11 protein-coding genes are annotated in these 10,602 nt (G+C 64.5%); 6 read left to right on the top strand and 5 right to left on the bottom strand.

All coding sequences use genetic code 11. The annotated features are described in order from the left end of the window. Window positions 1-90: 90 nt before the first annotated feature. From CK219_RS29465 to CK219_RS29450, 4 genes are all read right to left on the bottom strand, one after another. Window positions 91-741: an SRPBCC domain-containing protein gene (locus CK219_RS29465; protein ID WP_095770034.1), complete on the bottom strand. Its 651-nt coding sequence runs from the start codon at window positions 739-741 to the stop codon at window positions 91-93. 45 nt (window positions 742-786) lie between these two features. Then, window positions 787-1,236, bottom strand: coding sequence for an SRPBCC family protein (locus CK219_RS29460; RefSeq protein ID WP_095770026.1), 450 nt, complete (start codon window positions 1,234-1,236; stop codon window positions 787-789). Next, on the bottom strand, window positions 1,233-1,553 hold the full coding sequence (locus tag CK219_RS29455) for a metalloregulator ArsR/SmtB family transcription factor (RefSeq protein WP_095770025.1): 321 nt from the start codon (window positions 1,551-1,553) through the stop codon (window positions 1,233-1,235). The genes CK219_RS29460 and CK219_RS29455 overlap by 4 nt, the downstream gene beginning before the upstream one ends. Window positions 1,554-1,891: 338 nt before the next feature. Further along, window positions 1,892-2,317, bottom strand: coding sequence for a GNAT family N-acetyltransferase (locus CK219_RS29450; RefSeq protein ID WP_095770024.1), 426 nt, complete (start codon window positions 2,315-2,317; stop codon window positions 1,892-1,894). A 155-nt stretch (window positions 2,318-2,472) separates the two neighbouring features. On the opposite strand from CK219_RS29450, the gene leuD reads away from it, so the two are divergent. From leuD to leuB, 5 genes are all read left to right on the top strand, one after another. Next, entirely contained in the window at window positions 2,473-3,078 is a 606-nt protein-coding gene (gene leuD / locus CK219_RS29445; protein ID WP_095770023.1) for a 3-isopropylmalate dehydratase small subunit, read from the top strand. A 218-nt stretch (window positions 3,079-3,296) separates the two neighbouring features. Further along, window positions 3,297-4,226 carry a hypothetical protein gene (locus CK219_RS29440; protein ID WP_095770022.1) on the top strand — a complete coding sequence of 310 codons (930 nt, stop codon included), beginning with the start codon at window positions 3,297-3,299 and terminating at the stop codon, window positions 4,224-4,226. 330 nt (window positions 4,227-4,556) lie between these two features. Further along, window positions 4,557-4,940 carry a RidA family protein gene (locus CK219_RS29435; RefSeq protein ID WP_095770033.1) on the top strand — a complete coding sequence of 128 codons (384 nt, stop codon included), beginning with the start codon at window positions 4,557-4,559 and terminating at the stop codon, window positions 4,938-4,940. Between the two features lie 43 nt (window positions 4,941-4,983). After that, the gene (locus CK219_RS29430; RefSeq protein WP_095770032.1) at window positions 4,984-5,334 is read left to right on the top strand and encodes a VOC family protein; all 351 of its coding nucleotides are present in this window, start codon (window positions 4,984-4,986) and stop codon (window positions 5,332-5,334) included. A 220-nt stretch (window positions 5,335-5,554) separates the two neighbouring features. Then, window positions 5,555-6,658, top strand: coding sequence for a 3-isopropylmalate dehydrogenase (gene leuB, locus CK219_RS29425; protein ID WP_095770021.1), 1,104 nt, complete (start codon window positions 5,555-5,557; stop codon window positions 6,656-6,658). Between the two features lie 330 nt (window positions 6,659-6,988). Here leuB and CK219_RS29420 read toward each other — a convergent pair whose 3' ends face one another. Continuing rightward, window positions 6,989-8,881, bottom strand: a complete 1,893-nt coding sequence (locus CK219_RS29420; protein ID WP_095770020.1) for a DEAD/DEAH box helicase — start codon at window positions 8,879-8,881, stop codon at window positions 6,989-6,991. A gap of 585 nt (window positions 8,882-9,466) precedes the next feature. Between CK219_RS29420 and CK219_RS29415 the strand changes: the two genes are divergently transcribed. Then, complete coding sequence (locus CK219_RS29415; RefSeq protein WP_095770019.1) at window positions 9,467-10,501, top strand: aspartate-semialdehyde dehydrogenase; 1,035 nt, start codon at window positions 9,467-9,469, stop codon at window positions 10,499-10,501. The last annotated feature ends 101 nt before the right edge of the window (window positions 10,502-10,602 follow it).

Below are 10,602 nucleotides of genomic sequence, written 5' to 3'. Positions count from 1 at the left end.
CGCCCGCAAGCTTGTCGCCTAGAAACGCCTCCGCCAGGCTCAACTGTCCCGTCTGCTTCACAGCCATCGCGATTCCCTCCGAGCTTCCTCTCAGAGAATCACAACCAGCCAATTACGCAACAGGCCCCTTGTGGGAGAAGGTGGATCGGCGCGCAGCGCCGAGACGGATGAGGGGTGTTCCAGCGGAGTGAGACGCTGGTTTTCCCTGGAGCACCCCTCATCCGTCGCCTTCGGCGACACCTTCTCCCACAAGGGAGAAGGGAAGGCCGCGCCGCCGAAATATCCCTGCAGCCATCCAAGCACCCGCGCCCAGCCTTCGGCATGTTCCGCCGCGGCGTCCGGGAAACCTGCGAAGCCGCCATGGCAGATGGTGAGCCGCGTGCCGCCGGCGATCGGCTCCAGCAGATAGGCGAGGGTCGTTTCGCGCCGGCCGAGCGCCGGATGGTCCCAGTCGTAGCGCCGCGTCTGCACGATCCGGCGCGGCATTTCGATCTCGAGAAACTCTCCGCCGGCGGGCAGGCGCCTGCCGTCGGCGGTTCGCACCGTGACACGCCAGCTTCCGCCGACGCGCAGATCGGCGTTCCAGCCGGTCATGCGGTAAGTTTCGGGCGAACCCCACCAGCGCTCGACCTCTCTAGTTATCAGCGCCGCGCCAACCTCGTCCGGCGAGGCGGGAAGCTCGGCCGAGGCCATGACCGTGTCCGCATTCGCCATGGCTTGCGGCAAGGATAGTTGCAGCATCGCATACACCTCCGGCGCGAATCGTCTCGTATCCGAAACGAATCCTTATCCCTTTGACGGCGGGCGCTCGAAACCCTTGCCGGTTTCGAGCAGGCTCTTGAGGCTGGCCAGCACCAGCGGCCAGCCTTTGGAGACGTTCGGAATCAGCCTGTGCGGGCCGTCGGCCTCGTGGGTGACGGCGAGCTTCATCAATTCGCCGTCGGGCTCGATGGTGAAAGTGCAGCGCGTGTAGCCGTCCTCCTTCACCTCGGGCATCCATTCGTTGCGCCATTTGATCACCAGACGCCGCGGCGGGTCGATCTCGAGGATCTCGCCGGAATCGGCGATGCGGCCGTCGGGGAAGACCAGCTTCCAGCTCGAGCCGACCTTCCAGTCGCTCTCCTGGTAGGAGCTGAGGAAGAACCGCCGGTTGAATTCCGGGTCAGTCAGCGCCTGCCAGAGTTTTTCAGGCGTGGTGCGGATGTAGGTGACATAGACAAAACTGTTCTCGCTCACGGCTCTTCCCTTTCAAGGCGTTGCTTCAGGTCGCTGAGAGCGGCAAGCCGCCCCCGCTCGAACTTGCCGATCCAGCGCTCAGCGATCTCGTTGATCGGAACGGGGTTGAGGTAGTGCTCCTTCTCGCGGCCTCGGCGCATGGTGGTGACGAGGTTCGCCTCCTCGAGGATCGCCAGGTGCTTGGTCACCGCCTGGCGCGTCATCTCCATGTGCTCGCACAGCGCGTTCAGCGTCTGCCCGTTCCGGGCATGGAGGCTGTCCAGCAATTGCCGGCGGGTCGGGTCGGCCAAAGCGCGAAACACAGCATCCATGCTCATGGCTTTAATATGCAACCATTTGGTTGCATGTCAAGCGCTAGCGAAAATATTCTGCAGCCTGATTGCTGCTTGCCTGAGTTTTCTTGCTTCCCGGATTGTGCATGTCTTGAGGCGGCTTCGATTTTGAGCAGCGCCTTCCCCCACTCCGTCGCTGCTTCGCAGCGCCACCTGTCCCCCCTCCGGAGGGAGAGGAAGGGAGCCAGGCTGAATGAAGTTCGCGTCCTTCCTCTCCCCCGTCGATCGGGGGAGAGGTGTCGAGCGAAGCTCGACGGAGTGGGGGTCGATCTGGCTTGCCGGTTCCAGGCAGGAGTCAGCTCCGATATCGGTGGCGGTTCAGGTCAGCGCTTGCGGGAGAACCAGAAGGCGTCGGTCATGCGCGTCATGCCGATGCGCTCGTAGAAGCCGACGGCATTGGGCATCGAGATCAGGCTGATGGCGACCGAAGGCCCGAGCTGCCGCTGCGCCTCGTCCATCAGGCCCCTGCCGACGCCGAGCCCTTGCGCCGAGGCGGATACGGCGAGCTCGGAGATGTAGCAGACCCACGAAAAATCGGTGACGCCGCGCGCGACGCCGATCAGCGGCTTGCCCTTGATGTCGAGCCGCGCTGTCAGCACCAGATTGGCATTGCCGAGCATTGTCTTCAGGCGCGCTTCATCGTCGACGGGCCGTGTTTCACCGAGACCGGATTCGACCAGCACACGGCGGAATTCGGCGACGTCGAGAGCGGGCTCGCTGGCGTACAGGATTTCGCTGGGCTTAACCATCCCCGCCAAATTGCCTCAGCCATCCGCGTTTTGAAAGCCACTGGTCCCGATCTTGTGTTCAATGGCCCGAACCCAACTGCCAATACCTGACTTTCATTTGCCCGGCGCTTTGTGTAAACCGTGCGCCTGCCACCAAGGAAAGACGGGCAAGGACCATGGATAAATTCACCAAGCTCACCGGCGTCGCCGCGCCCATGCCGATCGTCAATGTCGACACCGACATGATCATTCCGAAGGATTATCTGAAGACGATCAAGCGCACCGGGCTCGGCACCGGGCTGTTCGCCGAGATGCGCTACAATGAGGACGGCTCGGAGAACCCGGATTTCGTGCTCAACAAGCCGGCCTACCGCAAGGCGCAGATCCTGGTCGCCGGCGACAATTTCGGCTGCGGCTCGAGCCGCGAGCATGCGCCTTGGGCGCTGATCGATTTCGGCATACGCTGCGTGATCTCGACCTCGTTCGCCGACATCTTCTACAACAACTGCTTCAAGAACGGCATCCTGCCGATCACGGTCAGCCCGGAAGACCTCGACAAGCTGATGGACGACGCTTCGCGCGGCTCCAACGCGACGCTGTCGATCGACCTCGAGGCGAAGGAAATCCGCGGGCCGGATGGCGGCGTGGTCAAATTCGACCTCGACGACTTCAAGCGCCACTGCCTTTTGAACGGCCTCGACGACATTGGGCTGACCATGGAGAAGGCCGGCGCCATCGCGTCCTTCGAGAAGAAGAATGCCGAGCAGCGCCCCTGGGCCTGAGAGACCGTTTGGAAATTCTACTCCGGCGGCCATCTGATGGCGGTTTCTACGCTTCCGTTGCTCACGGACCAAATGTCCGCTGCGCTACGGTTCTCGAAACCACCACCATATGACTCGTCAGAGCGAATTTCGAAACAGTCTCTGGGCGACATGGCTTTAAAACAATAGGCTCCGGCCTTCGCAGGCCGGGTTCGTGACGGCTGAATGGAGGGACAGTCATGACACGCTCGCTTCTGGCTGCTTCGGTGGCAATCCTTCTCGCCACGATCGGCGCCAATGCGCAAACCACCGCGCCGGCCACGCAGCCGGCGCCCGCCGCGTCCGACCAGCCGGCTGCCGATCAAGGCGCGGCCGACCAGGGCAACGACCAGGCCGCGTCGGATGACGACAAGCAGGCGCCGATCCCCTTCGAGGGCGGGCAGCTCACCATCACGCAGCCCGAGCAGGACAGCGAAAGGGTGCTTGCCTATGACGGCAAGCAGTTGGCCAGCAATTACGACGTCTTCTTCGACAGGATCGTCAAGATCGGCGACGTCAACGTGGCGCTGGTCGATGTCGGCGACGGCGGCAACCAGTGCGGGCCGGCCAAGGTCATCGTCTGGAAGCCGAAGGACGGCGAGATCCAGACCACCACGGTCGAGCAGGACGAATGCGGCGCGCCGCCGGCAGCAGTCTCCGACAGCGCCATCTATTTCGTGCCCTATCTGCTGCCGGGCGAGTCCAAGCCAGCGCTGCAATGGTCGCCCACGGAAGGGCTGACGACCTCCGGCACCCTGACCTACACGCCGGAGCCCGGCACCGGCTGGAAGGATGTCGACCCGTCGAAATTGGACAACATCATCGACGCCTTCCACAACGAGGCCGTCTACAAGGCCGGACAGGCGTTGCTGGGCAACGACATGCCCGACATGGCGACCAGCCTTCTGGTCGGCGGCGGCACCGAAAAGACGGCGTCCGGCGCCTTCTACGCCACCGGCTGCGTGCCGCATGACTGCGGCGGCAATGACGGCTTCATGGCCGTCGACCCGGCCAAGCAGAAAGTCTATTTCGCCCGCCGCGGCGACAATGGCGAGCCGCAGGCCTGGCCGTCGATGAAGGATTGGCCGGAGGACATCAAGAAGGCGTATGACGACGCGCAGGGGAACTAGGGATTCGGTTCAGCGCGGCTTCGTCATCCACGGGCGGAGCGACGCGAAGCGGAGCGCAGACCCGAGGATCCATGCCGTGACCGCTGCCGGAGAGCGCGAGGGTCCAGAATTCTGCACGGTTGCCAGCGCTTCGGCGTAACGGCATGGATTCCAGGGTCTGCGCGCGTCGCTTCGCTCCTTGCTCCGCCCTGGAATGACGGCCTGAGGAAGGCTCAGGCTAATCTCCAAGGATTGCGCTCACGTCGTGACAATACTCCGCATTGCTTGGCCCACGACCAGCCGAGCCTGTTTTGCTAGATGCACGCCGACCTAAACCAACGCGAGGCTCCCATGCGCAAGCTCATCTCCACCGGTTCGCCCTTCGAGAAAACCGCCGGCTATTCGCGCGCGGTGGTGCAGGGCGACTGGTGCTTCGTCTCCGGCACGACCGGCTATGACTATGCCACCATGACCATGCCCGACACGGTCGAGGCGCAGACGCGCAATTGCCTTGCCACCATCGCCAAGGCGCTCGCCGAAGGCGGGTTCGACATGGCCGACGTGGTGCGCGCGCATTACTACATCACCGACCAGACCTATGTTGACGTGGTCTTCCCGATCCTCGGCGAGGCGTTCGGCGACATCCGCCCGGCGGCGACGATGATCGTGTGCCAGCTCAACAAGCCGGAGATGAAGATCGAGATCGAGGTGACGGCGCTGAGGCGCACGGCATAGGCTGCCGGCACTGGGAAGCGCGCAAAGCAGGGGTCAGCCTATGGTGAAAGTCGAGCGCATCGTCGCCAACATCGCCACATCCGACATTGCCGCGGCCAAGCGCTTTTACCAGGACGTGCTCGGGCTTGATCTGCTCATGGATATGGGTTGGATCGCCACCTACGGGTCCGAGGAACGGATGCAGGCGCAGGTGAGCTTCATGGCGCAAGGCGGATCCGGCACGCCGGTGCCGGACCTGTCGGTCGAAGTCGACGATGTGGACGCGGCGCTCGAGGCCATGAAGACCGCCGGCTTCGCTGTCGAATATGGCCCGGCTGACGAGCCCTGGGGCGTGCGGCGCTTCTATGTGCGCGATCCGTTCGGCAGGCTGGTGAATATTTTGGTGCATCGGTAGCTGGGGTTCCTCGCCCCACGAAGTGGGGAGAGGTGGCTCGGCGAAGCCGAGACGGAGAGGGGAGCGCCCTACGAAGGCCCCCTCCCGTCCGCTTCGCGGACACCTCTCCCCCGCCTCTGGCTGGGGCGAGGAAACCAAGCTTCGAGACATCCCCTTGCGCCGCAATCACTTGGCGTTTAGCAAGGCCGCGTTTCTCCAGATACTATTGGGACGGTTCTCCATGGCTTCGAAAAATCTCTTCCTGCTCGCCGGCGACGGCATCGGCCCAGAGGCCATGGCCGAGGTGAAGAAGCTGATCAAAGCCATGAACGACAGGCTGGGCAGCGGCTTTGCCACTGACGAGGGGCTGGTCGGCGGCTGCGCTTACGACGCGCATGGCGCGGCGATCTCCGACGCCGACATGGCCAAGGCGATGGCGGCGGATGCCGTGCTGTTCGGCGCCGTCGGCGGGCCGAAATGGGATGCCGTGCCTTACGAGGTGCGCCCCGAGGCCGGACTGCTGCGCCTGCGCAAGGACATGGAGCTGTTCGCCAATCTCAGACCGGCGATCTGCTACCCGGCTTTGGCCGCTTCCTCCTCGCTCAAGCAGGAGGTGGTCGAGGGCCTGGATATCCTTATCGTGCGCGAGCTGACCGGCGGCGTCTATTTCGGCGAGCCGAAGCAGATCATCGATCTCGGCAACGGCCAGAAGCGCGGCATCGACACCCAGGTCTACGACACGTTCGAGATCGAGCGCATTTCGGGCGTCGCCTTCGAGCTCGCGCGGACCCGTCGCAACCATGTGACATCCATGGAAAAGCGCAACGTCATGAAGTCGGGCGTTTTGTGGAACGAGGTCGTCTCGCAGACCCACAAGGCGCGCTATTCCGACGTCAAGCTCGACCATATGCTGGCCGATGCCGGCGGCATGCAGCTGGTGCGCTGGCCGAAGCAGTTCGACGTCATCGTCACCGACAATCTGTTCGGCGATATGCTCTCCGACATTGCCGCCATGCTCACCGGCTCGATCGGAATGCTGCCGTCGGCCTCGCTCGGCGCGCCGGATGCCAAGACCAAGAAGCGCAAGGCGCTCTACGAGCCGGTGCACGGCTCGGCGCCCGACATCGCCGGCAAAGGCATCGCCAACCCGATCGCCATGATCGCGTCCTTCGCCATGTGCCTGCGCTATTCCTTCGGCATGGTCGCCGAGGCCGACAAGCTCGAAGTGTCGATCGCCGCCGTGCTCGACGACGGCCTGCGCACCAAGGACATTCTTTCCCCGGGCATGAAGGAAGTCGGCACCACCGAGATGGGCGACGCCATCATCGCCAAGTTCCTGGGGTGATCGTATGACCGTCGACATTCGCTGGGCGAGGGTCGACATTGCGCACACCACGCCTTCGTCATTCTATGGCGGAGCAAGGAGCGAAGCGACGCGGCGCAGACCATGGAATCCATTCCGTGACCTATGAGCGTTGCAGAACGGCTCCCTGTTCTGCGTCGTCCCTATTCTTGGCGCGAGGTCACGGAATAGATCCTCGGGTCTACGCGTCCGCTTCGCTCCGCTCCGCCCGTGGATGACCGAAGTTCGGATGCTTCGGCCAATCTCGGAGGTTGCGATTTGCCGCTGAAAAGAACGCCGGCGCTCGCCGCGGGCCTGCCTTCCGTCGCGATCCTACGCTGGCCGCTTCTTCTGCTTCTTGCGCTTTGCCGGCTGGTCGGGTTTCGGCCCCTCGAACTTTGGCTTGTCGAACTTCGCCTTTGCCGGCTTCTTCGCCCAGGATTTTGACCCCGGCGCCGCGGCAGGCTGACGCTCGCCTAGCGCCCGCTTCTCGAATCCGGGCGCACCCTGGTCGAAAGACCGCTTGCCGCGATGCGGCTTCTTCTCCGGCCTTGGCGGCTGGTAGCCGGCGCGCGACAGGTCCGGCGTGCCGTCGATCCGCCTGACCGCGATACTGCCTTGCAGCTTGCGGTCGGGCCCGATCGCGGCGACGAACCGGTCGGCCCAGTCTGCGGCGATCTGCACGAAGGTTTCCTCCGGCTGCATCTTGATGGCGCCGATCTCGCGCTTGGACATGCCGGCGGTGCGGCACAGCATCGGGATCAGCCAACGCGGCTCGGCATTCTGCCGGCGGCCAACCGAGAGCGAGAACCAGACGCTATCGCCGAAATCGTCGCGGCGGCCCGATGTTTCTTCCCCGCGGCCGGATGTCTCTTCCCGGCGTGCGAACTTCTCCTTTGATGGCGCGAAGGGCGCGACATCGATCAGGTCCTCAGGCGCCGAGCGGCTTGCACGGCAAAGCCGCACGAAGGCGGCGGCCACCAGCTCGGCGCCGTGCCGTTCCAGGAGCGCCGCGGCGAAGTCGCGCTCCTCGTCCTTCACCGGCTCGCCGAAGGAAGGATCGGCCAGGATGCGCTCGTCGTCGCGCCGCAGCACCTCGTCGGCTGAGGGAGGGCTCGCCCAGGCCGCGGTCAGGCCGGCATTGGCGAGCAGCCGCTCGGTGCGCCGGCGCGCATTGCCCGGCACGATCAGCGCGCTGACGCCCTTACGGCCGGCGCGTCCGGTGCGGCCGCTGCGATGCAGCAGCGTCTCCGGATTGCTCGGCAGGTCGGCGTGGATGACGAGATCGAGATTGGGCAGGTCGATGCCGCGCGCGGCGACGTCCGTGGCGATGCAGACTTTGGCGCGGCCGTCGCGCATTGCCTGCAGGGCGTGGCTGCGCTCGTTCTGGCTGAGCTCGCCGGAGAGCGCCACCACCGCAAAATTGCGGTTGTTGAAACGCGCTGTGAGATGGTTGACGGCGGCGCGGGTGTTGCAGAACACCATCGCATTGCCCGCCTCGTAATAGCGCAGCACGTTGATGATGGCGTTCTCGCGATCGGCGGGCGCGACCGAAAGCGCCCGGTACTCGATATCGAGATGCTGCTTTTCCCCGCCGCCGGCCGAGATGCGCACGGCGTCGCGCTGGTAACTCTTCGCCAGCGTGGCGATGGAGCGCGGCACGGTGGCGGAAAACATCAGCGTGCGGCGCCCGGCGGGCGCCGCATCGAGGATGAATTCGAGATCCTCGCGGAAGCCGAGGTCGAGCATCTCGTCGGCCTCGTCGAGCACCACCGCTTTCAGCGCCGACATGCCGAGCGCGCCGCGCGTGATGTGGTCGCGCAGCCGGCCCGGCGTGCCGACGACGATGTGAGCGCCGCGCTCCAGCGCGCGCCGCTCGGTGCGCATGTCCATGCCGCCGACGCAGGAGGCGATCTCAGCGCCGGTCAGCTCGTAAAGCCATTCCAGCTCGCGCCGCACCTGCAGCGCCAGCTCGCGCGTCGGCGCCACGACCAGGCCCAACGGCGCTCCGGCGTCGCCGAAGCGCTCGGCGCCGCCAAGCAGGGTCGGCGCCACGGCAAGGCCGAAGGCGACGGTCTTGCCGGACCCGGTCTGCGCCGACACCAGCGCGTCGGCTTCGCCGAGCTCCGGCCCAAGCACCGCCTTCTGCACCGGCGTCAGCGCCGAATAACCGCGCTTTTCCAGCGCCTGAGCCAGCGCAGGAACAATCGTTTCGAAACTGGACATTTTCTTCTTTCGGAATTCGGGGTTCTGCGCTCGCCATTGGAGCACAAGGCCGGCACTGCGTCAGCCAAGGGAGTTTGGGCGTTCGTACTTCCTGCGGCCCTCATTGTACAGAGCAGTGCGCAGCGCCTTTCCCTTCTCCCCTTGTGGGAGAAGGTGGCCGCGAAGCGGCCGGATGAGGGGTGCTCCAGGGAAAGCCAACGCCTCACTCCGCTGGAACACCCCTCATCCGTCTCGGCGCTGCGCGCCGATCCACCTTCTCCCACAAGGGGAGAAGGAGAGGCGCTACGCCAATTGACTCTTTTGCCAAACTGCGTAAAAGCCCGCGTCGAACGGGATGGTTTTCCGATGCGCGGCCTTTCGATGGCTCTTCTTGCATTCGACTCCCCCAGCCACAATGTAACGCATTGGGCTGGGCGCTTAGACGCGTCCGTCCGTTCCAGCAAAACTACGGCCAAAACCACCACCAAAACGGTGTGATTCCCTTGGCCTAACCACCCTCTCCCGGGTACGGCCCGGGGGGCGAAACCCGCATGAGGCCGGCGGGTTTTCTCCAACAACCAAGCGGAGAGGGACAGGAGATACCAGATGAGTTTCAAGGTTGCGGTAGTCGGCGCCACGGGCAATGTGGGCCGCGAAATGCTCAACATTCTCGACGAGCGCGGCTTCCCGGTGAGCGAAGTGGTGGCGCTGGCGTCGCGGCGCAGCCAGGGCACCGAAGTGTCCTTCGGCGACCGCACGCTGAAGGTCAAGGCGCTTGATCAGTACGATTTTTCCGACACCGACATCTGCGTGATGTCGGCCGGCGGCAATGTGTCGAAGGAATGGTCGCCGAAGATCGGCAAGCAGGGCTGCGTCGTCATCGATAATTCGTCCGCCTTCCGTTACGATCAGGACGTGCCGCTGATCGTGCCGGAAGTGAACCCGGACGCGATCTCGCTGTTCACGCGCAAGAACATCATTGCCAATCCGAACTGCTCGACGGCGCAGCTGGTCGTGGCGCTGAAGCCGCTGCATGACGTCGCCACCATCAAGCGGGTCGTCGTCGCCACCTACCAGTCGGTGTCGGGCGCCGGCAAGGAAGGCATGGACGAGCTGTTCACGCAAACCCGCGCGGTGTTCGTCGCCGACCAGGTCGACGTCAAGAAGTTCACCAAGCGCATCGCCTTCAACGTCATCCCGCATATCGATGTCTTCCTCGACGATGGTTTCACCAAGGAAGAGTGGAAGATGGTGGCCGAGACCAAGAAGATGCTCGACCCCAAGATCAAGCTGACGGCGACCTGCGTGCGCGTGCCGGTGTTCATCGGCCATTCGGAAGCGGTCAACATCGAGTTCGAGAAGCCGATCACGGCGGATGAGGCGCGCGAGATCCTGCGCGAGGCGCCCGGATGCCAAGTGCTGGATAAGCGCGAGAACGGCGGCTATATCACGCCGCTGGAATCGGCCGGCGAGGACGCCACCTTCATCTCGCGCATCCGCGAGGATTCGACCGTCGATAACGGCCTGTCGATGTGGGTGGTCTCCGACAATCTGCGCAAGGGTGCGGCGTTGAACGCCGTCCAGATCGCCGAGCTCCTGGTCGAGCGCGGCCTGATCCAGCCGAAGAAGAAGGCGGCCTGACGGCAGTTTGTTTTCGCTCACGGGCCGCACCGCCGCTGCCGCGGCTGGCCCTGCGCGGGCGCGCCGGACGACCGGCGGCCTGCGGTCGCAGGCTCGGCCTT

Origin of the sequence: Mesorhizobium sp. WSM4313 (assembly GCF_002294725.1) — a bacterium.
In the GTDB taxonomy this organism is placed as follows: Bacteria; Pseudomonadota; Alphaproteobacteria; order Rhizobiales; family Rhizobiaceae; genus Mesorhizobium.
The sequence above is the reverse complement of the archived record's forward strand: the minus strand, read 5'-3'. Positions and strand labels throughout refer to the sequence as shown.